Origin of the sequence: Streptomyces sp. NPDC058198, assembly GCF_042882605.1 — a bacterium.
In the GTDB taxonomy this organism is placed as follows: domain Bacteria; phylum Actinomycetota; class Actinomycetes; order Streptomycetales; family Streptomycetaceae; genus Streptomyces.
The window spans coordinates 317,547-340,322 of the sequence record NZ_JBHVVP010000005.1; the positions used below are offsets into that span (position 1 = coordinate 317,547).

At 68.7% G+C, this 22,776-nt stretch carries 22 protein-coding genes and 1 tRNA gene; 9 read left to right on the forward strand and 14 right to left on the reverse strand.

Annotation, left to right across the window (positions count from 1 at the left end; genetic code table 11):
• The first annotated feature begins 169 nt into the window (after positions 1-169).
• The 3 genes from ACFVWW_RS20340 (at position 170) to ACFVWW_RS20350 (ending at position 4,560) form a co-directional block, all read left to right on the forward strand.
• Positions 170-243: transfer RNA gene (locus ACFVWW_RS20340), tRNA-Lys, on the forward strand.
• A 382-nt stretch (positions 244-625) separates the two neighbouring features.
• Positions 626-2,611: a glycosyltransferase family 2 protein gene (locus tag ACFVWW_RS20345; protein WP_386877640.1), complete on the forward strand. Its 1,986-nt coding sequence runs from the start codon at positions 626-628 to the stop codon at positions 2,609-2,611.
• Positions 2,608-4,560 carry a galactose oxidase-like domain-containing protein gene (locus ACFVWW_RS20350; RefSeq protein WP_386877641.1) on the forward strand — a complete coding sequence of 651 codons (1,953 nt, stop codon included), beginning with the start codon at positions 2,608-2,610 and terminating at the stop codon, positions 4,558-4,560. The genes ACFVWW_RS20345 and ACFVWW_RS20350 overlap by 4 nt, the downstream gene beginning before the upstream one ends.
• A 13-nt stretch (positions 4,561-4,573) precedes the next feature.
• Here the strand turns inward: ACFVWW_RS20350 and ACFVWW_RS20355 are convergent, their stop codons facing one another.
• The 6 genes from ACFVWW_RS20355 to ACFVWW_RS20380 all read right to left on the reverse strand — a co-directional run bounded on the left by ACFVWW_RS20355 (position 4,574) and on the right by ACFVWW_RS20380 (position 9,957).
• Positions 4,574-5,605, reverse strand: a complete 1,032-nt coding sequence (locus ACFVWW_RS20355) for a glycoside hydrolase family 6 protein (RefSeq protein ID WP_386877642.1) — start codon at positions 5,603-5,605, stop codon at positions 4,574-4,576.
• Positions 5,606-5,801: 196 nt separating this feature from the next.
• Positions 5,802-6,485, reverse strand: a complete 684-nt coding sequence (locus ACFVWW_RS20360; protein WP_384332941.1) for a sortase domain-bontaining protein — start codon at positions 6,483-6,485, stop codon at positions 5,802-5,804.
• A gap of 1 nt (position 6,486) precedes the next feature.
• Entirely contained in the window at positions 6,487-6,846 is a 360-nt protein-coding gene (locus ACFVWW_RS20365) for a hypothetical protein (RefSeq protein ID WP_386877643.1), read from the reverse strand.
• A 90-nt stretch (positions 6,847-6,936) separates the two neighbouring features.
• Positions 6,937-7,716 carry an HAD-IIA family hydrolase gene (locus tag ACFVWW_RS20370; protein WP_384332785.1) on the reverse strand — a complete coding sequence of 260 codons (780 nt, stop codon included), beginning with the start codon at positions 7,714-7,716 and terminating at the stop codon, positions 6,937-6,939.
• Between the two features lie 164 nt (positions 7,717-7,880).
• Positions 7,881-8,678, reverse strand: coding sequence for a hypothetical protein (locus ACFVWW_RS20375; RefSeq protein WP_386877644.1), 798 nt, complete (start codon positions 8,676-8,678; stop codon positions 7,881-7,883).
• Positions 8,679-8,841: 163 nt separating this feature from the next.
• Positions 8,842-9,957, reverse strand: a complete 1,116-nt coding sequence (locus ACFVWW_RS20380; protein ID WP_386877645.1) for an ROK family protein — start codon at positions 9,955-9,957, stop codon at positions 8,842-8,844.
• A gap of 56 nt (positions 9,958-10,013) precedes the next feature.
• On the opposite strand from ACFVWW_RS20380, the gene ACFVWW_RS20385 reads away from it, so the two are divergent.
• Together ACFVWW_RS20385 and ACFVWW_RS20390 are read left to right on the forward strand one after the other, a co-directional pair.
• On the forward strand, positions 10,014-11,105 hold the full coding sequence (locus ACFVWW_RS20385) for a Gfo/Idh/MocA family oxidoreductase (RefSeq protein WP_386877646.1): 1,092 nt from the start codon (positions 10,014-10,016) through the stop codon (positions 11,103-11,105).
• Positions 11,102-11,650, forward strand: coding sequence for a heme-degrading domain-containing protein (locus ACFVWW_RS20390; RefSeq protein ID WP_386877647.1), 549 nt, complete (start codon positions 11,102-11,104; stop codon positions 11,648-11,650). Before ACFVWW_RS20385 ends, ACFVWW_RS20390 begins: the two co-directional genes overlap by 4 nt.
• Positions 11,651-11,754: 104 nt before the next feature.
• Here the strand turns inward: ACFVWW_RS20390 and ACFVWW_RS20395 are convergent, their stop codons facing one another.
• From ACFVWW_RS20395 to ACFVWW_RS20405, 3 genes are all read right to left on the reverse strand, one after another.
• Entirely contained in the window at positions 11,755-12,615 is an 861-nt protein-coding gene (locus tag ACFVWW_RS20395) for a fumarylacetoacetate hydrolase family protein (RefSeq protein WP_386877648.1), read from the reverse strand.
• 200 nt (positions 12,616-12,815) lie between these two features.
• A complete protein-coding gene (locus tag ACFVWW_RS20400; protein ID WP_386877649.1) occupies positions 12,816-13,580 on the reverse strand; it encodes a YidC/Oxa1 family membrane protein insertase in 765 nt (254 codons plus the stop codon).
• Positions 13,581-13,694: 114 nt separating this feature from the next.
• Positions 13,695-14,021 (reverse strand): DUF6412 domain-containing protein, encoded by a 327-nt coding sequence (locus ACFVWW_RS20405; protein ID WP_384332764.1) that lies wholly within the window; start codon positions 14,019-14,021, stop codon positions 13,695-13,697.
• A gap of 298 nt (positions 14,022-14,319) precedes the next feature.
• Between ACFVWW_RS20405 and ACFVWW_RS20410 the strand changes: the two genes are divergently transcribed.
• Positions 14,320-15,318: an SEC-C metal-binding domain-containing protein gene (locus ACFVWW_RS20410; protein WP_386877650.1), complete on the forward strand. Its 999-nt coding sequence runs from the start codon at positions 14,320-14,322 to the stop codon at positions 15,316-15,318.
• A gap of 103 nt (positions 15,319-15,421) precedes the next feature.
• Complete coding sequence (locus tag ACFVWW_RS20415) at positions 15,422-18,559, forward strand: DUF3427 domain-containing protein (RefSeq protein WP_386877651.1); 3,138 nt, start codon at positions 15,422-15,424, stop codon at positions 18,557-18,559.
• Here the strand turns inward: ACFVWW_RS20415 and ACFVWW_RS20420 are convergent.
• Together ACFVWW_RS20420 and ACFVWW_RS20425 are read right to left on the reverse strand one after the other, a co-directional pair.
• Positions 18,556-19,497, reverse strand: a complete 942-nt coding sequence (locus ACFVWW_RS20420) for a YDG/SRA domain-containing protein (RefSeq protein ID WP_386877652.1) — start codon at positions 19,495-19,497, stop codon at positions 18,556-18,558. The genes ACFVWW_RS20415 and ACFVWW_RS20420 overlap by 4 nt on opposite strands.
• A gap of 95 nt (positions 19,498-19,592) precedes the next feature.
• On the reverse strand, positions 19,593-19,931 hold the full coding sequence (locus ACFVWW_RS20425) for a hypothetical protein (protein ID WP_386877653.1): 339 nt from the start codon (positions 19,929-19,931) through the stop codon (positions 19,593-19,595).
• A 93-nt stretch (positions 19,932-20,024) separates the two neighbouring features.
• Here ACFVWW_RS20425 and ACFVWW_RS20430 point away from each other — a divergent pair, with 93 nt between their 5' ends.
• Entirely contained in the window at positions 20,025-20,579 is a 555-nt protein-coding gene (locus tag ACFVWW_RS20430; protein WP_386877654.1) for a DUF5753 domain-containing protein, read from the forward strand.
• Positions 20,576-20,776 (forward strand): DUF397 domain-containing protein, encoded by a 201-nt coding sequence (locus ACFVWW_RS20435; protein ID WP_386877655.1) that lies wholly within the window; start codon positions 20,576-20,578, stop codon positions 20,774-20,776. The genes ACFVWW_RS20430 and ACFVWW_RS20435 overlap by 4 nt, the downstream gene beginning before the upstream one ends.
• Positions 20,777-20,794: 18 nt before the next feature.
• On the opposite strand, the gene ACFVWW_RS20440 is transcribed toward ACFVWW_RS20435, so the two are convergent.
• The 3 genes from ACFVWW_RS20440 to ACFVWW_RS20450 all read right to left on the reverse strand — a co-directional run bounded on the left by ACFVWW_RS20440 (position 20,795) and on the right by ACFVWW_RS20450 (position 22,258).
• Positions 20,795-21,022 carry a hypothetical protein gene (locus ACFVWW_RS20440; protein ID WP_386877656.1) on the reverse strand — a complete coding sequence of 76 codons (228 nt, stop codon included), beginning with the start codon at positions 21,020-21,022 and terminating at the stop codon, positions 20,795-20,797.
• Positions 21,023-21,262: 240 nt separating this feature from the next.
• Positions 21,263-21,778: a hypothetical protein gene (locus tag ACFVWW_RS20445; RefSeq protein ID WP_386877657.1), complete on the reverse strand. Its 516-nt coding sequence runs from the start codon at positions 21,776-21,778 to the stop codon at positions 21,263-21,265.
• A 99-nt stretch (positions 21,779-21,877) separates the two neighbouring features.
• On the reverse strand, positions 21,878-22,258 hold the full coding sequence (locus ACFVWW_RS20450) for an alpha/beta fold hydrolase (protein WP_386877737.1): 381 nt from the start codon (positions 22,256-22,258) through the stop codon (positions 21,878-21,880).
• Between the last annotated feature and the right edge of the window lie 518 nt (positions 22,259-22,776).

Sequence of the window (22,776 nt, forward strand, 5' to 3'; positions counted from 1 at the left end):
ACTTATCAAGATCTTTCGACTCGGCCGCACGGGCGCCGGCGCCTCAACTGTCCGGACAAATCACATTTTGACGGATCGAAGGTACGAAAGGACAATCCGACAGGCCGCAACACCCATCAAATGGTCGGGACCATCCACGCCGATCGGGTAGAGTTCTCCAGGTCAGCAGGCGCCGCTAGCTCAGTTGGTTAGAGCAGCTGACTCTTAATCAGCGGGTCCGGGGTTCGAGTCCCTGGCGGCGCACGCACAGTGGAAGCCCCCTCACGTCATGTGAGGGGGCTTCGCTCGTTCCGGCGCCGACGACCCCGCGTTCCGTGCGCTCAAACGGAGCGTGGCGTATGCACGCCAACACACCTATCCTGAGCGCATTGACTCCAATGGGGCACGTGATCCGAACAGTTGGACGCGGCGCGAGGGGATGCCCCGACGGTGGTCCGGTGGGGGCGGGGGTGCCCCGTCCGTGCGTGCCTGGCGCGACCGGCATCATGCAACCGGACGGCCGCCGCTTCCTGTCCATGAGGAAGATGGCCGCAATTGACGCGCCCGGGGTGATGGCCGAGGGGGGCCATTCCGGACGAAACAACCGACCAATCACGCAGCGAACGTGCGTGCGGGGGGATGACCCATGACGTCGACGCCAGACGGCGCCCGGCAGGACGACGACGCGTCCCGGACCACGCAGCTCCGGATACCCTCGCACCTCAGAGACGGTGGAGCGAGGCCGCGGCCCCAGAGGCCGGCCCGGCCGGCCCTGCCCACGTACGACTACGAGCACTACAGCAGGCTCGCGGGACCGCTCACGCAGCCCGACCCGGCCGAGCCGTACACCGTGCGGTACCGCTCGCTGCTCTCCCAGGAACCGCACCGTATCCGGGCCGCCCTGCTGCTCGGCGCCGCGCCGCTCCTCTCGCTCGGGCTCTTCGCCTGGCTGATGCAGCCTCAGCACTGGACCGAGCGCGACCCGAACCTCAAGAACGACACCCTTCTCGTCCTCGACATCGTGATGCTCGTCTCCATCGGACTGATCGAGCTGTTCCGGACGCTGAACGTCCTCTCCAACGCGCACGCGACGCTGGTGGCGCGTGACCCCGTCCCGGTGGTGCCGGAGAGCGGCACCCGGGTCGCCTTCCTCACCTCCTTCGTACCGGGCAAGGAACCCCTTGCCATGGTGACGAAGACACTGGAGGCCGCGGTACGGATCCGGCACCGCGGGCTGATGCACGTCTGGCTGCTCGACGAGGGCGACGACCCCGCCGTCAAGGAGGTCTGCGCCGGCCTCGGCGTACACCACTTCTCCCGCAAGGGCGTCGCGAGGTGGAACCAGGCCAAGGGCGCGCACCGCGCGAGGACGAAGCACGGCAACTACAACGCCTGGCTCGACGCGCACGGCGACGCGTACGACTTCTTCGCCTCCGTCGACACCGACCATGTGCCGATGCCCAACTACCTGGAGCGGATGCTCGGTTACTTCCGCGACCCGGATGTCGGCTTCGTCATCGGCCCGCAGGTGTACGGCAATTACGACTCGTTCGTCACCAAGGCCGCCGAGTCGCAGCAGTTCCTCTTCCACGCGCTGATCCAGCGCGCGGGCAACCGGTACGGCGCCCCGATGTTCGTCGGCACGAGCAACGCCGTCCGGATCACGGCGCTGAAGCAGATCGGCGGTCTGTACGACTCGATCACCGAGGACATGGCGACGGGCTTCGAGATGCACCGCGCCAGGAACCCCCGGTCGGGCAACAAGTGGCGCTCCGTCTACACCCCGGACGTCCTGGCCGTCGGCGAGGGCCCGACCGCCTGGACCGACTTCTTCACGCAGCAGCTGCGCTGGTCGCGGGGCACGTACGAGACGATCCTCAAGCAGTACTGGAGGGGCTTCTCCTCACTGCCCCCCGGCAAGCTCTTCAACTACACGATGATGATCATCTTTTACCCGATGTCGGCCCTCAACTGGATCCTGGCGGCGCTGAGTTGCGCGCTGTTCCTGGGCATGGGCGCCTCGGGTGTGCAGATCGACCCGGCGATCTGGATGATGCTGTACGGCAATGCCTCGGCCCTCCAGATCGGCCTGTACGTCTGGAACCGCCGCCACAACGTCTCGCCGCACGAGCCCGAGGGCTCCGGCGGGCTGGCCGGCATGGCGATGTCGGCGATGTCCGCGCCGCTCTACGCCCGCTCCCTGATGGACGCCGTCCTGCGCCGCAAGAGCAGTTTCGTGGTGACGCCCAAGGGCGACTCCTCCAGCCCGGACACGCTCTTCGGCACGTTCCGGATCCATCTCTTCTTCATCCTGGTCTTCGGTGGATCGCTGGGCTCCTCCTTCTACTTCGGGCACGACCACCCGGCGATGATCACGTGGGCGACGCTGGCCATGCTGATCACGGCGGCGCCGGTCTTCGTCTGGCGCTGGTCCATGCGCCAGGAAAAGAAGAAGAAGCGGGGCGCCCACCGCGGCGACGGACGGCCGGCACCGGACGGCGGGGGCCGAGGGCCTGGCGACGAGGTCCGAGGACCTGATGACGGGGGCCGGGGCCCTGGCGCCGAGGATCACGTACGCCCGGCGACCGACGACCAGACCATGCGGATATCCCTTGGGGGACGTAAGAAATGAGCGCGATTCCCGTCCGGCAGAACCACCGCAGGAACCGCGCCCGCCGCATAGCGATAGGCGCCGCGGTGGCCCTCGTGGTGGCCGGGGTGAACGGGCCGGCGCTCTACCGCTTCGGCTCGGAGCAGTACCACGACTACAAGATCAACCGACCCGAGTACAAGGCCGCGAACGGCCACTGGGACTTCCTCGACGTACCGGCCCAATTCAAGATCAACAGCATCCACGCCTCCCTGCTGCACACCGGCAAGGTGCTGCTGATCGCGGGCTCCGGCAACAACCAGAAGAACTTCGACGCGGGCAAGTTCGAGTCGGTGCTCTGGGATCCGGAGACCAACACGTACAAGATGATCCCGACGCCCAAGGACATGTTCTGCTCCGGGCACACCCAACTGCCCGACGGGAAGCTGCTGGTGGCGGGCGGCACCAAGCGGTACGAGAAGCTCAAGGGCGATGTCACCAAGGCCGGCGGCCTGATGATCGTCCACAACGAGGACCCGGACAAGCCGATCACCCTGCCCGCGGGCACGATGTTCACCGGCAAGGAGAACGGCAAGACGTTCGTCTCCAAGGACCCCGTCCTCGTCGAGAAGGCCGAGAAGATCTTCGACCCGCAGACCGGCGCGTTCCTGCGGACCGAACCCGGCCTGGGCCGGATCTATGTCGAGGCCCGCAAGTCCGGCACGAAGTACGAGACCGGCACCGAGGACAACTACCGGGTGCGGGGCATGAAGGGCACCGACGCCCGCAATGTCTACGGCATCGCGCAGAAGCTCGCGCTCGACAAGAAGGACTTCCAGGGCATCAGGGAGGCCTTCGAGTTCGACCCGGTCGCGGAGAAGTACATCACCGTCGACCCGATGAAGGAGGCCCGCTGGTACCCGACGCTGACCACGCTCGAGGACGGCAAGGTCCTGGCCCTCTCCGGACTCGACGAGATCGGCCAGATCGTCCCCGGCAAGGACGAGATCTACGACCCGGAGACCAAGTCCTGGGAGTACACCGGGATCATCAGGAAGTTCCCCACCTACCCGGCGATCTTCCTGATGGACAACGGCAAGCTCTTCTACAGCGGCTCCAACGCCGGCTACGGCCCGGCCGAGGTCGGCCGCGCCCCGGGGATCTGGGACCTGAAGACCAATAAGTTCGACAAGATCCCGGGGCTGAGCGACCCGGACCGGATGGAGACCTCCGCGACGGTCATGCTGCCGCCCGCCCAGGACCAGAAGTTCATGGTCATCGGCGGGGGCGGGGTCGGCGAGTCGGACAAGGCCAGCGAGAAGTCCCGGCTGGTCGACCTCAAGGACCCCGAGCCCCGCTTCCAGGACGGCCCCTCACTCGACAAGGGCACCCGCTACCCGAGCGCCTCCCTGATGCCCGACGACTCCGTGCTGGTCACCGGCGGCTCCGCGGACTACCGGGGACGCGGCGGCTCCGACATCCTCCAGGCGCGGATGTACGACGCGGAGTCGGGGACGTACCAGCGGGTGGCCGACCCCGCGGTGGGACGCAACTACCACTCGGGCTCGGTCCTGCTCCCCGACGGCCGGGTCATGATCTTCGGCTCGGACTCGCTCTACGCCGACCGCGCCAACACCAAGCCGGGCGTCTTCGAGCAGCGGATCGAGATCTACACCCCGCCCTATCTGTTCCGTGACTCACGCCCGGCGCTCTCGGGCGGCCCGAAGTCCCTGAAACGGGGCGGCACCGGCGCCTTCGAGACCAAGGACCCCGCCTCGATCAGGACGGCGAAACTGATGCGCCCGAGCGCGGTCACCCATGTCACCGACGTCGAACAGCGCTCGATCGCCCTGGACCTGAAGCGGACCGCGAACGGCATCGAGGTCACCGTCCCGAAGAACTCCGCCCTGGTCCCGCCCGGCTGGTACATGCTCTTCGTCACCGACACCCAGGGCACCCCGTCCGAGGGCGTCTGGGTCGAGATCCCGTAGACGCGGACGCTCGCTATGTGGCGTCGCGGGCCAGGGCCAGGGCGTAATCCGGGTACCAGTCACCCGCCTTGGGGCCGCCCTTGCAGGCGCCGTCCGACTCTCCCGGGCGCTTGATCCACAGGTAGGCCTTGACCAGGGGGTCACCTGTCTGGATGGTGGGCCGTTCTCCGAGGGCGCGGCCCGGGGGGTTGCACCAGTTCTCGTCGGCGTCGCCCCCGCCTCCGGTGTACGGGCCGTTGCCGTTGCGGCTGGTGTCGATCACGAAGGGCTTACCGCCGACCTTCGCCGAGAGCTGTGTGCCGAAGTCCTTGCTCGTCGCCGTGGCGTAGAAGTTGGAGACGTTGACCGAGAAGCCGTCCGCCTCGGCGATGCCCGCCCGCTGGAGCGGTCCGAACAGCGCGTCGGGCGACTGCCAGCCGGCGTTGCCCGCGTCCAGGTAGACCGTCGTGGCGGGCTGCTGCTTGAGCCGCTGGACGGCGCCCTTGAGCAGGTCGTACCGCTCCTCGTGGAACGCGTCGGGGGTGCAGCCGTCCACCAGGTGCAGTACGGCGTCCGGCTCCAGGATCACCGTGGCCCGGCGGTCGCCGATGCCGTTCGCGACCTTGTCCACCCACGTCCGGTACGCGTCGCCGTCCGCGGCGCCGCCCTTGGAGAACTGGCCGCAGTCGCGGTGCGGGATGTTGTAGAGGACCAGCAGGGTGTCCCGGTCGGCCTTCGCGGCCGCTTCCGTGAAGCCCTTGGCCTGCTCCTCCGGGTTGTCGGGGCCGATCCACTCGGCGGCGGGCTGTTCGGCGATCTTCCTGATCAGGCCGGCGTTCTTGTCGTCGCCCTTGCCCGCGTACGCGGCGGCCTCCCGGGCGGCCCTGCCGTCGGGGTTGACCCAGTACGGAACGTCCGCCTTGGGCCGCTGGCTCAACGGCGGCGCCTTCGCGTCATCGCCTCCGTCACCGCCGGAGGAACAGCCCGCCAGCAGCAGCACCGCCCCCGTCGCGGCGGCCCCCGCGCTCAGCCCCGCCCGGACACGACCGGAATAACTGCCGTACATCCACTCCCCCTTGGTGCACTGTGTCCGCGGCCGCCCCCCGGCGTCTCGCCCGGACAGGACCGGTCGAAACCAATCCTGGCATACCGGTCCGAGCCGCTCGGGCGGCTCCGGCGGCTCCGGCGGCTCCGGCGGAAAGCGCGGCGCCGGCCGGACGCGCGGCCGACGACCCGTCAGCCGGTGCGCGGTCAGTGCCCCGTCAGCCGGTGCGCGGTTCGCTCACGCCGGTCAGATACGCCGACACCACGACGTTCACCGAGGAGGACCCGGCCGTCCTGCCGTCGCTGTCGGCACGGGTGATCAGCCGCAGTTCGGCGCGGGACGTCTGGCCGGAGCCGTAGACCTTCTTCGCGTCGAAGCGGTCCCGGTCGAGGACGCGCACATCGTCGATGGTGAACTCGGCGATCGAGCCATCGGCCCTGTTCACCCGTACCTTCCCGCCGACCCGCGCCGAGCTCAGCCCGTGGAAAAGGGCCGGTCCGGCATCGCTGTCGGCACGGCCCACCAGGACGGCGGTGCCCACCGCGCCCGGCTCGACGCCGGTCCCGTACCAGCCGATCGTGTCCGGCGCCCCGTGCGCCGGCGGACCCGCCGCCCCCGCGCCACCGAGCCCGCGGGCCTCGACGGGCGCCGCGATCCCCAGCGCCGGGACGTCCACCCGCTGCGGCTTCGCCGGCCTCAGCGGGGAGCGGGCCGGCGGCAGCGCCGCTCCCAGCGGACGGCCGACGGCCGCCACATCTCCTATGGTCGGAGCGGAGTTGCCGAAGGGGCCCTCGACGGCATCGCGGCCCCAGAACCACAGGGCGAGGAGCAGTACGGCCCAGGCCACGCCGGCCGCGAGCCTGCCGGCGCCGGCGAACGCGCGACGCGCCCCGGAGGCCATATCAGTCCGCGTCACGCGCGGCCGTACGCTGGCGTCGCGCGCTCCTCAGGGCCACGGCGACCGCGGCCACACCCGCCAGGACCAGGCCGATCACGGCGTGCGGGGTTCCAGGTCCGGTCTCCAGGATGTCGGCCCGTTCACCCGGCTCTTCCTCCGGTCGTTCATCGCGCCGTTCACCGCGCCGTTCGTCCGGTCGTTCGTCCGCGGCCGGTGTCCCCGTACCGCCGGCCGGTGCCAATGACGGGGTGCCGGTGACCACCTCGGAGTCTTGGGCCAGAGCGACGGTGGCGCCGAGGACAGGGGCTGCCGTCAATGCGGCCGCCACCCCTGCGGCACGGAGCGCGAGCGGACCTGAACGCATCGTGAACCTCCTGATCAAGAGACTCACTCGCGCGCCGGTCTTTCGCATCCTCAGCGGGCGACCACCGGCCCGTATCCCTCTCTGACGTGCTCAGATGCGATCGACAAGATCGGCGATCGAGTCAACGACCGAGGAGGGCCGGAAGGGATAGCGGTCGATGTCCGCCTGGGTCGTCACCCCGGTCAGCACCAGGAACGTCTCCATTCCGGCTTCCAGACCGGCCAGTACATCGGTGTCCATCCGGTCCCCGATCATCGCGCTGGTCTCGGAGTGCGCGCCGATGGCGTTGAGCCCGGTCCGCATCATCAGCGGGTTCGGCTTGCCCGCGAAGTACGGCGCCTTGCCGGTCGCCTTCGTGATCAGCGCGGCCACGGCGCCGGTGGCGGGCAGCGGCCCCTCGGCCGAGGGGCCGGTCTCGTCGGGGTTGGTACAGATGAACCGCGCGCCGCCGTTGATCAGCCGGATCGCCCTGGTCAGGGCCTCGAAGCTATACGTACGCGTCTCTCCGAGCACCACATAATCCGGCTCGTGGTCCGTGAGGATGTAGCCGATGTCGTGCAGGGCGGTGGTCATCCCGGCCTCGCCGATGACATACGCCGTACCGCCGGGCCGCTGGTCCTCCAGGAACTTGGCAGTGGCGAGCGCCGAGGTCCAGATGTTCTCCACGGGCACGTCGAGGCCCATCCTGGCGAGCCTGGCCTGCAGGTCCCGCGGGGTGTAGATGGAGTTGTTGGTGAGGACGAGGAAGGGCTTGCCCGACTCCCGGAGTCGCTTGATGAACTCGGCGGCGCCGGGGATCGGAATCCCTTCGTGAATGAGGACACCGTCCATGTCGGTGAGCCAGGATTCGACCGGCTTGCGCTCTGCCACGGGACTGTTCTCCGCTCTGCGGTGGGCAATGATCCGCTGTCCGACACTGTCCGACACGCCCAGACTAACCAGGGCCCGCGGTGGACGGTACGGCCGTCCATGCAGGGCGACAGGCAAGGGAATACGCGCAGGGGTGAGGGGGCCGGGGCGGGCGGGGCGGGCGGTCAGGGGTGCTCGGTGCGCAGTCGGCGGAGGACCGTGATCAGGGCGGCGCCGGCCGTCAGCAGGGCACCGGCGGCGATCAGCCGGCCGAGGAGATCGCCGGGGCCCGTGCCGGTGCCGGCGAGTGCGCGGGTGGCGCCCGCGACGGCGTTACCGCTGCCGCTGGCGACCTCGTTGTCCCTGTCTGCCTTTACCGCGTTGTCCACGATGGTGAGGCGGTACGCGTCGGACCTTCCGACCCAGTCGCCGTCGTCACCCCGCCGTTGCACGGTCGCGGCACTGACCTGGACCTTGTTGGGTGGCGTACGCGCGGCGAAGGCGAGCCGCGCGCGGACGGTGACGGTTCGGCCCGCCGGTACGGCGAATCCGGGAGAGCCATCATCCAGGACGCCGATGATCTCGTCCTGATCGGTCGACTCCAGCGTCATGGGCCGCCGGTGCCCTTCGCCGTCCACGATCTCCAACGTGACCTGCGAGGTGGCGAGTTCGTGGTTCCGGTCGACGAGGACGACAACGGGATAGATGGTGCGGCACGGCTCACGGGTGGTGTTGGTGAGATCGATGTTCCAGTTCCCGGTGTCGCCCCCGGCCAGGTAGGCGGCGGGTCCGCCATGGATACGGGTCTTGATCGGAAGGTTCGGATCCGACGTCTTGCCGCACGTCGACTGCCGAGGGGCATCAGGAACCGACTCGGGTCCGAACCGTCCGGACTCGGCCTCGGCACCGTCCGCGAGCGCCACCGTCGGCGCGATCGTCGCGGCTGCGGTGACTCCGATGGCGAGGGCATGACGCAGGCGCATGGGCGGCACGGCCTTTGCTGATCACGAAGCGCGAAGCGGTCGGAACACAGGTGCCTGGCCGACCCGGTCGACCGTCAGCAGACTCCTGACGCTGCCACGTACCGACGGTCTGTGCTGGGCGCTACGGCCGCGAACGGCCACAAAATCGCATAAACACACTCCATCAGCCCAGCTCCGAGCCCCGTCGGCGACCGAACACCGGTGCGAGAACCAGTTGCGCCGCGCCCTCCGCGACCGGGTGCGCGCCGCCCTCGGCCGCGCTCACCGGGACGCCCGCGCCCCGGGCGCGTTCGGCGACGACGGCGCCCACGCCCCGTACGAAACACTCCTCGTTCGCGGCGATCGTCCGGCCGCCGAGCAGGACGCGGTCGATGTCGAGCAGCCCGACGAGGTTGGCGGCCCCCTCGCCGAGCACCCGCGCCGCCTCCGCCAGATCACCCCGGGCCACCGCGGCCAGACAGAGCGCCTCGATACAGCCGCGGTTTCCGCAGTCGCACACGGGCCCGTCGAGCTGGATGACCTGATGCCCGAACTCGCCCGCTCCGGTGCGCTCACCGCGGTGGAGCGCACCGCCGAGGACGAGACCGGCGCCCAGCCCCGTACCGAGATGGAGATACGCGAAGGAGTCGCCCGGACCGCGCAGGGCGAGGCCGAGGGTGGCGGCGTTGGTGTCCTTGTCGAGTACGACGGGGAGGCCGAGGCGGGCGGCGAGGACATCGCGCAGCGGGAACCCGGCCCACTGCGGAAAGCCGGTGACGCGCTGCGGCACCCCGGTGGCGTGGTCGAGGGGGCCGGGCATCGCGACGCCGACGCCGAGCACCTCCCCGGCGCCCTGGTCGCGGGCCCCCCGTACCGCCTCCACCTGCTCCGCCGCCGCCTCGACGACCCGCTCCGCGCCCGCGCCGAGGTCGAGCGGAATCCTCCGTACGGCGACCGGCAGACCCGCCAGGTCCACCAGGACCGCGGTCAGTTCGTCGCGGTCCAGATGCAGGCCCACGGCGTGCGCGGCCGCCGGGACCAGCCGCAGCACCGTCCTCGGCTTGCCGCCCGTGGAGGCGCGGCGCCCGGCCTCCGCCGCCAGGCCCTCCGTACGCAGCCGGGCCGTGATCTTGCTGACCGCCTGCGGGGTGAGCCCGGTGCGCTCGGCGAGTTCCAGCCGGCTGATGCCGCCCTCCCCCGCCGTACGCAGCAGGTCGAGCACCAGCGCCGCGTTATGACCGCGCAGCACCGGGAGATTGGCCCCGGCGTGACCTCCGCTACCCGCGTTACCCCTGTTCACATCGGCCATTGTGCCCCGCTCTTGCACTTTGGCAACAGCGTTGCTTAAGTGGCTCCATGACTGGTACCGGCACCCCTCTGCGCGTCGGACTCGTGGGCTACGGCCTCGCGGGCTCCGTCTTCCACGCCCCGCTGATCGCCGCCACCGAGGGCCTCGCCCTGGACACGGTCGTCACGTCCAACCCGGAGCGCCGGCATCAGGCGCGCGCCGAGTTCCCCGACGTACGGTTCGCGGACGCGCCGGAGGAGCTGTGGGAGCGGGCCGGCGAGCTCGATCTGATCGTCATCGCCTCCCCCAACAAGACGCATGTCCCGATCGCGACGGCCGCCCTGCGGGCCGGGCTTCCGGTGGTCGTGGACAAGCCGCTCGCGGGCAGCGCCGCCGAGGCGCGTGAGCTGGCGGCGCTCGCCGAGGAGCGCGGACTGCTCCTCTCCGTCTTTCAGAACCGCCGCTGGGACAACGACTTCCTGACGCTCGCCCGCCTCATCGAGGCCGGCGAGCTCGGCGACGTACAGCGCTTCGAATCCCGCTTCGAGCGGTGGCGGCCGGAGCTGAAGGGCGGCTGGCGCGAGTCGGGGGCCGCCGAGGAGATCGGCGGGCTGCTGTACGACCTCGGCAGCCATGTCGTCGACCAGGCGCTGGTGCTGTTCGGCCCGGCGGTACGGGTCTACGCGGAGTCCGACGTACGCCGTCCGGGCGCCGCGACCGACGACGACACCTTCATCGCGATCACGCACGCGAACGGCGTCCGCTCCCATCTGTACGCCAGCGCCACCACCGCGCAGCTCGGCCCGCGTTTTCGCGTGCTCGGCTCGGCGGCCGGTTATGTGAAGTACGGCCTGGACCCGCAGGAGGCAGACCTGCGCGAGGGCAGGCGGCCGGGCGACGGAGCGCCGTGGGGCGTGGAGCCCGAGTCGCAGTGGGGCCGCGTCGGCGCGGGCGAGTCACCGCTGACGGGGGGCGGCAGCCCGGTGGAGACCGAGCCGGGCGACTACCCGGCGTACTACGCGGGGATCGCCACGGCGCTGCGCGAGGGCACCGCGCCGCCGGTGACGGCGCGCGAGGCGGCGGCAGCGCTGGATGTTCTGGAGGCGGCGCGGCGCTCGGCCCGCGAGGGCATCGCGGTCACGCTGGAGGTCCGGGCATGAGCACTCCGAGCAACCAGACTGCCCCGGGCACCCCGGGCACCCCGGGCACCCCGGCCGTCACGGGCACCCCGGCCGTCACGGGCGCCCCGGCCGTCACGGTCGCCGAGCTCGAATCGCAGGAAGCGCGGCTGGTCCTGAGCCGCTTCACGTACGACGACGCCTGGGCGCTGGGCAGTCTGCTGGTGGAGCTGGCGCGCGAGCGCCGGGCGCCGGTGGCGATCGACATCCGCCGGGGCGCCCAGCAGCTGTTCCACTGCGCGCTGCCCGGCGCGACGGCGGACAACGACGCCTGGATCGACCGCAAGCGGCGGGTCGTGGAACGGTACGGCGTCAGCTCGTTCCTGGTCGGCAGCCGCTTCCGCGCCAACGGAACCACCTTCGAGCAGTCGTCCCGCCTCGACCCGGATGTGTACGCGGCCCACGGCGGCTCGTTCCCGATCGCGGTGGAGGGCGCGGGCGTCATCGGCACGGTCACGGTCTCGGGTCTTCCCCAGGCCGAGGACCACGCGATGGTGGTCGAGGCGCTGGAACGACTGCGCGGCTGACGCCCACCGTTCCCGCCCGGGGCGGCGTACTTCCCCGGGCGGCGTACTCCCCGGGCGCCCGGGGAGTACGCCGGCCCGCCGCCCACCACCTCCCGCCGAAGGCGTTACGCGTCCTTGAATTCCTGGCGCTGGCTGCCCAGGCCCTCGATCTCCAGCTCCACCACATCGCCCGCCCGCAGATACGGCTTCGGCTCCGGCTTGCCCAGGGCCACCCCGGCCGGCGTCCCGGTGTTGATGACATCGCCCGGGTACAGCGTCATGAACTGGCTGACGTACCGCACGACCTCCCCCACCCCGAAGATCTGGTCGGCGGTCGTCCCGTCCTGCTTGAGTTCACCGTTGACCTTGAGCCTGAGCGGCAGCGCCTGCGGGTCCGGCACCTCGTCCGAGGTCACCAGCCAGGGGCCCAGCGGGTTGAACGTCTCGCAGTTCTTGCCCTTGTCCCACGTGCCCCCGCGTTCGATCTGGAACTCACGCTCGGAGACGTCGTGCGAAATGGCGTACCCGCCGACGTGCGCGAGCCCCTCCTCCGCCGAGTCCAGATAACGGGCGGTGCGCCCGATGACGACCGCGAGTTCGACCTCCCAGTCGGTCTTGCGGCTGCCCCGGGGGACGAGAACGGTGTCAGTAGGTCCGATCACTGTGTCCGGAGCCTTGAAGAAGATGATCGGTTCGGTCGGAATCTCGGCGCCGGTCTCGGCGGCGTGATCGTGGTAGTTCAGCCCGATGCACACGATTTTGCCGATCCGGCCGAGCGGCGGTCCGATCCGCAGCCCGTCGGCGTCGAGTACGGGCAGCTCGCCGGACGCGGCGGCCGCCCTGACCCGGTCGAGCGCCGCATCGTCGGCGAGCAGCGCTCCGTCGACGTCCTTGACCAGGGAGGACAGGTCCCGGAGGGTCGTCCCGTCCTGGTCGAGCAGCGCCGGGCGTTCCGCCCCCGCCGTACCGACACGCAGCAACTTCATGGTCTGTTCTCCCTCTGGTCGAGCGCGGCCCGGCCGATGGGCGCGGCCATCGGGGGATTGGCCGATCGTCCAAGACATCGGATCACTCCGCAAGGCCCCGTTCACACCCTGGACCGCGCGGGACCTCCTCGGACCACCGTCCCGGACCGCCCCGGACCGTCCCGGACCACCCCCGACCGCCTCGCACCGCCCCGTATCCGTCAGACGGCAGGGGCCAGCGCCCCGGCGACGGGCGCGTCCCGGTAGAGGAAGTACCGCTCGGCCGCCGTCCAGGTGGTGCTGGTCACCACGTACAGCGCGGCGGCCAGCGGCACCACGGCGACGGTGAAGAGCGTCGCGAAGGACAGCAGCGGCATCATCTTCGTCATCGCGCCCATGCCCGGGACCTGCTGCCCGTCGGGCCCTGCGGGCAGCACAGGCGCGGTCGTCATCTGCGCCTTCGTACGCCGATAGTTGAAGGTGGCGACGCCGGCGACGATCGCGAAGAGGGCCACGTACACCAGCCCGGCTCCCCCGAGCACCCCGCCGTGCGTGAGCGCGTCCGTCCAGCGGTCGCCGAGCGGGGCGGCGAAGAGGGAGTGGCCGAGCAGCTCGTTCTGCTCGCCGCCGATCCGGCGGCTGGAGAAGAGGTGGTACATCAGGAAGAACGCGGGCATCTGCAGCAGGCTCGGCAGACAGCCGGACAGCGGCGAGACCTTCTCCTTGGCGTGCAGCTCCATGAGCGCCTTCTGCATCCGCTCGGGGCTCTTGGCGTGCTTCTTGCGCAACTCGGCGATCTGCGGCGCGAGCTTGGTGCGGGCCTTCTGGCCGCGGGCGGACGCCCGGGAGAGGGGATGGATCGCGAGCCGTACGCAGGCGGTGAAGAGGATGATCGCCGCAGCGGCGGCGCCGGCGTGGAACAGCGGCTGGAGCAGGTCGGCGATGCTTCCGACCAGATGAGCGAAAACAGACATGAACGCGGACAAGGTGAGCCCTCCGTGGGGTCTCGTCGTGCCGGAAGGAGTCAGCTGCGAGGCAGCTCGGCATGACGACCCGCGCGGGGTACGGAGATCAGGCTCCCGGAACCGGGAGGTGTGCCCCTACGCGGCCGTCGGCAGGCGACGGCCGGGTGCTCGGGGCCTGCTGCGGCCCGAGGCGTCGGGATCTCGCTGGGGCAGGAAGGCGGTGCGCTGCTCGCGGTCGCGGATGGCCGTCCGTACCCGTTGGTGCGGTACGGCGGGCACCGAGCGCGCGCTGATGACGGCGCAGACGGCGAGCGCGGAGCCGGCCGCGGCGGTGGCGGCGAGCGCGACGGCGGCGGAGAGGCTGCCGGCGTCGATGAGGAGGACTTCGATGAGCAGGACTTCGGCGAGGAGGAAGAGCAGCAGCCCGACGGGGCGCAGCAGGCGCCGTGCGCTGCCGACCATGTCCTGCCCCTCTCGTCGTCCTGGCTGCCGACACGTTCGTACGACAAAAGCCACTTCAGCCGTTATACACGATCGGCCTCCGACAGCAGAAGGAGTCGCAGGTCCTCGGCAGCGCCACAAGGGACAGCAAGAAGGGGACCAGGAGACCGGCAGCCAAAGCAGATGTGGACGGTCGCGAAACACCGGAAGACTCCCCTGGCCCCTCCCGGCGCACCTCGCCTCCGCCGTCCGACCGCGCGGCCTCCGGAGCCGGAACAACCCTCCGCCCAGGCCCCCGTACAGCAGTACGGTGTGCACCATGCGCCCCGACATGCCTGCTGACCACACCACGGAAGCCGAGCGCCTGCTGCGCACCGCGGCCCGGTACCCCGAGGACCATGAGCCCCTCCTCCTCCAGGCCGCGGCCCATCTGGAACTGGCCGGCGCCCGCGACCGCGCCACCGGCCTCTACGACACCCTCCTCGCGGCCTCCCCGGACCGCCCCCACCTGGTGAAGGCGCTCAAGGCCGCCAATCTCTGGGAGTACGGTCACGAGGCCGAAGCACACGCGATCATCGACGGCCTGCGCACCGCGGCCCCGGTGGATCCGGCCCCGTGGGAGATCGTCGCGGAGACCCTGGAGTCCCACGACGAGCTGGAAGCGGCCCACGACTCCTTCACCACGGCCCTCAACCTGCTGCTCACCCCCGGCGAGGACGTCCCCTACCCGACGCACGCCCTGCTGATCGGCCGCCACCGGGTGCGCAGGATGCTCGGCCTGGACCACGACGACTGGGACGGCCTGGCGGACCGCGTCAACCCCGCGTCCGTCACCCTGGACGAACTCCACGACCCGAAGCGCCTCTGGTCCCTCGGCTCCGACAACCCCGCCGAACTCCAGGCCGAGATCACCCGCCTCCGCGCCGAACTGGGCTCCTACCGCACGGCCCTGTCCCGCCCCTTCCCCGTAGCGGTCCTCCACTGGCCGGAACCGGAACTACGCGAACTCCTCACCGCGTACCCGTCCCTGACCGCCGAGTACCCCTCCCACGAGGCCCACCTCACCCAGCTCGAAACTTCCCTGCGCGAACTCGCCGCCACCGGCACCCCCAACCTCGGCATCGTCACGGGCACAGTCCCCTCCTACGAAGCCTTCGCCGCCTCGGAAGCCACCACCCCGTCCGACCCCAACCTCCTCCCCCAATACGCCACCACCCTCGCCGCCCGAGGCCGAGCCACCCCCTGGCCCCCCTCCCGCAACGCCACCTGCTGGTGCGGCTCCCCCAAGGCCTACCGAGACTGCCACGGCACGCCGTAGGGCAAGGTGGCAGGCCCGGCTGTGGTTCCTTCATCGGCGGAATGTCAGTGGCTGCTGCTAAAAATCGAAATCGAACATGCGGCTTCGATGAGGGGATCCCTGGATGACGGACGCGCTGGACGGTAAATCTCCGGCAACGGGGCTCTACGAGCAGCTGATTACGTTGCGGCTCGAAGACCGTCTCGCGCAGCTGGAGGGCACAGGGTGGCGGGCGATCGACGCCGAAGTGGGCATCGAGTCCACGCCCCATGTCTTGGCTCGGCATGTTGCCGACACCGTTCGGCGCGTCCTCGGCGGGTTGCCTGCCGCCGAGCGTGTCCACGCGGCGAACCACATTCTCGATTCCGTCAGTATCTTGGCTGGCGCACGCGAGTGGGTCGACATGGTTGCCGATGGGCCTCGGCAGCTTATGGCCATCGCGGAGCAAAAGGCACCGGGGGTCTATGCGATCCGCCCGGCCACGCCGCTGTCCGATACAGCCCTGCTCACCAACTCTCCGGAGGACCCCAACCTCGGGTTCGAACTCCGTGCAGAGCTGGCCACTGCAGACCGAGTGGACCTGTTGTGTGCCTTCGTAAAATGGCATGGCCTGCGCGTCCTTGAGGGTGCTCTCCGCACAGCTCGCGAGCGGGGGGCGCCCATCCGGGTCATCACCACGACATACATCGGCGCCACCGAGCGACGTGCACTGGATCGCCTGGTCCAGGAGTTCGGCGCTGAGGTGAAGGTGAACTACGAGCTGCGCTCCACCCGCCTGCACGCGAAGGCATGGCTGTTCCGACGCAGTTCTGGGTACGACACTGCGTACGTCGGGAGCTCGAACCTCTCCAAGGCAGCACTCCTCGATGGGCTTGAGTGGAACGTTCGCCTCTCATCGATCGCGACCCCTGATGTCATGAAGAAGTTCGAGGCCACCTTTGACTCCTACTGGAGCGAGGCGGCTTTCGAGTCGTACGACCCTGCTGTCCATGGAGATCGCCTCGATGAAGCGCTCCGACAAGCCAGCGGCGGCGCCACGGCCAGCAACGGTCGGAGCATCACCCTCTCAGGGCTGGAAGTACGCCCCTATCCGCACCAGCAGGACATGCTGGAGCGCCTTGAGGTAGAGCGGGATGTCCATGACCGTCATCGCAATCTCCTGGTTGCGGCCACTGGTACGGGCAAGACAGTCATGGCCGCACTCGACTACAAGAAGCTACGCAGGAAGCTGGGTCGAGACCTGCGTCTCCTCTTCGTCGCTCACCGCAAGGAGATCTTGGAACAGTCGCTCCGCACGTATCAAGGGGTTCTCGATGACGGGAACTTTGGCGAGCTGCTGTTCAGCGGTGAAATCCCCTCTGATTGGAACCACGTCTTCGCTAGCGTCCAATCGCTCAACGCTCGCACCTTGGAAAAGCTGTCCCGTGATCACTTTGATGTTGTCGTCATCGATGAGTTTCACCATGGCACGGCACCGACCTATCGCAAGATCGTCGACCACTTCACACCCGTAGAACTCCTTGGCCTGACGGCTACACCGGAGCGTATGGATGGCTTGAACATTCAGGACGAGTTCTTCGACGGGCGAATCGCCGCCGAGATGCGCCTATGGGAAGCGTTGGAGAACGATCTCCTCTCACCCTTCCACTACTTCGGGATCACCGACACCACTGATCTGACGACGATCCAGTGGAAGCGCGGCTCCTACGATGCCACCGCGCTCAGCAATCTCTTCACAGGCAACGACGCCCGCGCCCGCCTCGTGGTCAAGGCCGTTGAGGACAAGATCACCGATCCAGGCCGTATGCGGGCACTGGGGTTCTGCGTATCTGTGGCGCATGCGCGCTTTATGGCGGAGTTCTTCCAGCAAGCAGGACTCAATGCCGTCGCACTGTCCGGCGAGACGCCAGGAGAGCAACGTAGGTCCGCGCTGAACGCGCTGCGGGCCGGCGAGCTGCAAGTGATCTTCTCCGTGGACCTCTTCAACGAGGGGCTCGACATTCCCGACGTCGATACCTTGCTACTCCTTCGTCCGACGTCGAGCGCCACTGTCTTCTTGCAGCAACTCGGACGCGGCCTCCGCCGCTGCGAGGGAAAGGCTGTCCTCACGGTGCTGGACTTCATCGGGCAGCACCGCAAAGAGTTCCGTTTCGAAGAGCAGTTCCGATCCCTCACCAACCTCACGCGCAATCGCCTAGTCTCCGCCATCGAGCATGACTTCCCCCAGCTGCCATCGGGCTGCCAGATCATTCTTGAGCCAAAGGCCAAGGATTTGATCATTGACAACATTCGCGCTCAGATCAGCGTCAATGTGGCCCAACTCGCCAACGAGGTAAGGCAACTTGGCGAGGCGCGCCTTTCTGCCTATCTGGCGGAGAGCGGACGTGAGATCAAAGAGCTCTACCGGGGAGTCAATCACTCCTGGACCGCACTACTGCGTCGCGCGAACCTCCTGCCCGAGTCTGCGCCTGAAGGCGAGGCCGCACTGTTGAAGCGAGTTTCGGCTTTCCTCCACGTAGACGATCCGGCCCGAGCCGCTGCCTACACGCGCCTCCTGGAAGACGATGCCCCGCCCTACGACGAACTCGCCGAGCTGGATCGCGCTTACGCACGCATGTTGTTCTTCACTCTCTGGCCGCTGGGCGGCTTCGACAGCTATCAATCCGGCCTCGCCTCGCTGCGCCGCCAGGACGCCGTGTGTAGCGAGTCGCGCCAGGTACTCGCACACGTCCTCAATCGCCTGGACCATGTCACGCCCGCCCTGTCGGGCGACCACAGCGGCCTCCCGCTTCGCGTGCATGCTTCCTACAGCCGTGAGGAGATCCTCGCGGCGCTCGGCGAATCCAGCATCGACGGTCTCATGCCGGGCCACTTCCGCGAAGGCGTGCGCTGGTGCGAGCAGGCCAAGACTGACGCTCTGCTGATCACGCTAGAGAAGGACGACAAGGACTTCTCGCCGCAGACGCGGTACAAGGACTATGCGATGAGCGACACCCTTTTCCACTGGGAGTCACAGAACCAAACATCCGAGTCCTCACCTACAGGTATTCGCTACCAGTCCCACCAAGGCAAGGGCACGCACGTGCTGCTTTTCGTCCGCCGCTACAAGAAGACAGATATCGGTGGTCCGCAGCCATGGATGCTTCTCGGCCCTGCCGACTACGTCTCGCACGAGGGCAGCAAACCGATGAGCATCGTCTGGAAGCTGCGCGCGCCACTTCCCGCGGACGTCTGGACCTACTCCGCCATCGCCGCCGGCTAAGAACTCGCGATGCGCCACAAACGGCGGTGAGCTCGTATGAATCTCTGCTCGATGCGGTGCTGCGCTACGGTCCTCAGCGACACCGAACGAGGGGTAAGGCCCTCCGCATACCGATCGACAACCCTCAGGTTATCGGTCAAGTAGAGGGCCCCGCGGTCCAGTCGTACGTGGCAGTTGGGACACAAGCACAGAACGTTCCCGTCAACGTCAGGGCCACCATCCTGCCCGCCTAGGGCTTGGATGTGTGCCCCCTCCGCGTAGCTGGCACCGTCGGCTCCAACCGTCAGTGCCAGTCCACAGATTTGGCACGTGTAGTCATGCCACCGCTTCACCCTACGAGAGACCGCGGTATCGCGAACGATGCGCTCAACCGTGGTGGTCTGCCTGGGCGGAACACCACACAGGACGTCTTGAACCTGCTCCTCAAGGGGTGTGAGCTCTTGTTCATTGTCCGGGAGGCGGTGCAGCTCGAACCTGCAGATCTGGAAGCCTGCCTTGCCCTGCTCAAGCCGCGAGTTCACGATCTGATAGAGCCCGTCATACCGGTATCCACCGGCGGGTGAGTAGGTCTTCTCGCCCGTGGATCCGCGGATAACACGAACCGGATAGCCCTTGTTCTGGCTGCGCCGGAGGCCGGCGTTCCCAAAGTTATCCCACGTCTGGTCCTTTACCTGCCGACCGGTGTTCTCGTCCCGACCGCCAGCGCCCGTGTAGAGCACTTCATCCCATTGGTCTCGATCGTCTTCATAGCCCTTACTCAACACGATCGCATCGGCTGCGCGCTGATCCTCGCCATCAAGCCCCCATGAGATGCCGTCGCGCTCCGCCTTGTGTAGCCGAGCACCCTTGACGTCCCACCGGGACTCAAAGAGCGCTCCAGGCAGGATGTCTCCCACATGCCCGAAGACAGCTCTGTAGACATCTCTGTTCGCAACCATGCGAACATGCTGCCGAACGAGCGATCGATTTTGATCGTTTTCATTGCTGGCCTAGAACGAGCGTCCGAAACTGATCGGTCTTTGACCAAAACAGGTCAGCCGGCTTCTTCCAGCTCCGCCTCGAAGTGCATCTGGGCGCGATCCAGGATCTCGTCCGGGTCGCGGCCGTGGGCGCGGAGCCAGTGGAGGAGGTCGGCGATCATGTCGATCGCCGCTTCCTCAGCCACCGCGACACTCAGTCGCTCGCGCGGGTACGCCTTGAGGGTGCCCCCCAGGCAGTAGACGGTCAGAAGCGCCTCCGCCTTGGCGACCTGCGGTCCCTCGACATGGTCGGTCTGCGAGCGGAGTTTCGTGGCCAGCTCGCACCACACCACCTTGGAGTCTGCCCGGAGGATGACACCCCAGCGGTCGGTCACCGCTTCGACAATCGTCATGCCTCGCCCCGACTCCGCGTCGACCCCGGGAGCCAGCAGCGTAGGCAGCGCTCGTGTATCCGGGTCGCGCATCTCGATGCGGAGAAATGCGCCGTGCAGCCCTCGGACGTGGAGGCCGCCTCTGATCTCCGTACCTACCAAGGGGAGTTCATTCCCGGTCTGTTGCAGACAGCCGGGTACGCGGCTGAGTTGAGTCGCGTCTCCGCCGATCAGTCCCAGGACGAGATTCAGCGTCTCGTCGACGTTCGCATGCGGCGGCAGCAACTACTCAACGGTGCCGGGGCACCCGGCTTCTGGGCCGTGATTCACGAGAGCGCGCTCCTCCACCTCATTGGTGGCCGCCAGACAATGGCCGAGCAGCTCGAACGTATGCTGGAAATTGGGAAGTTGCGGAACGTGACCGTGCAGGTCTTGCCGTACGACGCCGGCGCCTACCCGGCGACGGGGCCGTTCACCATTCTCGGCTTCCCGGAGCAGGAGGACCCTGACGTCGTGTATCGGGAGGGACTGACCGACTCCGTCTATCTCGAACTCCCGACGGATGTGAGCCTCTACACGAAAGCGTTCGACCACCTCAGGGCGCTTGCTCTGAGCCCACAGCGGTCAGCTTCGCTGATCCGTTCAGCCTTGGAGGAGCACTCCCGATGAACCTGCCTCTTTCCGAGCCCCAGTGGCAGAAGAGCAGCTACAGCAACGGCACCGGTGGCGAGTGCGTCGAGGTTGCCGATCTGCGCACGACCGTCGGTGTGCGTGACTCCGCGAGGCCGGACGCGCCTCACATCGGCATAGCTCATGGCGCGTGGGCGGGGTTTGTTGGTGCTTTGGGGGAGCGGGGGTTTGGGTGATTGGCTGGTGGTTGGGCGTTAGAGGTAGGGGCGGACGATTACTGGGGGGAGGGTGGGGCGGGATTTGGCCAGGTGGAGTTTGGTGGTGACCGCCGCTACCAGTTCCTGGGGGTGGTCGCGGATCAGGGCGGGGACCGCGCTGATCACGTCTACTCCGTGGGCCTCCAGGAGCAGGCGGCGGCGGAGGGTGGCGCGGTATTCGGTGACGCCCAGGTGGAATTCCTCCGAGTCGATCTCCAGGGCCACGCCGGCGAATGCCCAGTAGGCGTCCGGGCGGGCCAGGAAGGTGCCTGTCGGGGTGAGGAGGGTGGGGTTCCAGAGGGGGTGGGGGACGCCGGCTGCGCGGAGGGTGTCGCGGGCCTGGCCTTCGGCGATGGAGCGGATGCCCGCGCGGAGTTCGTCCAGGACGGCGCGGACCGCCGGGTTGCGCAGGGCGCGGGACGCACGGAGTTCGGCGCGGAGGTCTTCCGGGTGGCAGCTGCACTTCTAGACGGTCGCCGCGAGGATCGCGCGCACCCGTTCCTGCGAGGGCTCGTGGGCCGCGAAGTCGGAGGCGGCGCGGACCGGGCGTACGCAGGGGATGCCGTCGACCAGCAGGGTGGCCGGCCAGCGGCTGGTGCGGCGCAGGCGTACGTACGATCTGTCCCGCAAGCCGCGGTGCGTGCCGACCAGTACGTCGGCGCGATCGGTCCCCGCGTCTCGGACCCCGTACAGCGCGAGCGCCGCTTCGCCGGTCAGGACGGACGTCGCTCCGGACAGGGGGCCGGTCTCGGTGTCCGCGTAGAGGACGGCGGCCAGCAGTCGTTGGCGTCGGTCGGGCTCGCCCGTCTGTATCAGGACGACGCCGGGCAGCAGGCGCTGCCAGGGGCCGGCCGGTGCGCACCGGCGCGTGGTGGTGCTGGGGGCGAGGCCGGTGGCGCGCAGCTGGCGGGTGGTCGCCAGGCGCGTCTGGGTACGGGACAGCTGGGCGATGGCCGCGTCCGCGCTGGTGGTTCGGGGCATGAGGGTTACGTGCCCAGGCACGGTCGGAAGTGGACACGCGTCGGCGGGCTGTGACGATCTCTTGTGTCCTCGGGTGCGTTCAGGGGTGTTCAGGGGTCTTCAGCCCGCGTTCCGCTGTCCCAGGAACTCTGTGATCGCGTCGTGGAGCGCCTGCGGCTGGTCCAGATGGACATCGTGGCCCGCGGCCGGGACGACCCGTACGTCCGTCCCCGGATGCCGTACGCGCATCTCGTCGGCCTCCGTCTCCGGCATCCAGCCCGCGTCCCCGCGGACGACGAGGGCGGGGCAGCGCACCCGGTCCCACTCCGTCCAGAACGAGCGTTCGGCGTTCTCCGCGACGCAGGCGACCATCACGTCCCGGTCGACGCGCGGGCGCAGGCCGTCGGGGTGCTCCGCCAGGCCCGCCGCCCAGGGACCGGCGGGACGAAGGCCGCGGTGGGGCTGAGCGTCGCGTACGTCGCCGCCTTCGCCAGATCGCATCCCCTCGCCAAGAAGCTCGGCGCCTGGCCCGCCGTCAGGCCATGCTCTCCGCAACGCTGAAGCGCCTTCAGCAGTTGCAGAACGGCAAGGCTCCCACCGTGACGGCCCTCGATGAACTGGCCGCTGTCGAGCAGCTGTAGCAACCGGTCGGCGCCGCCCTGTCACAGAATCCGGCAGGGCGGCGTTCCTCTGAGCATGACGACCATGCCCGGTCTTCTCCCCTGGCCCGCCACTCCTACGAGGCTCACCGCGACGTCCTGGCCCCGTGCGGAACACAGATGACGCCCTCGTACCGGCACCGCCGAAGAACGGGACGTCGCCGTCGCCGAGGCCGCGATCATCGTCGAAGCGGTGCACCGTGCTACCGAGGAGCACGCCGCGCTCCAGGCCGCCTTTACCGGCCCGGCGCCCACCGTCGACACCCCCCGCATGGTGCAGGTATAACAAGATCGGGCCCCCTGACGTACTACTGAGTGCTGAGGTCCGCGCGACCCTTCCCCCCTGGTCGCGCGAGTCTT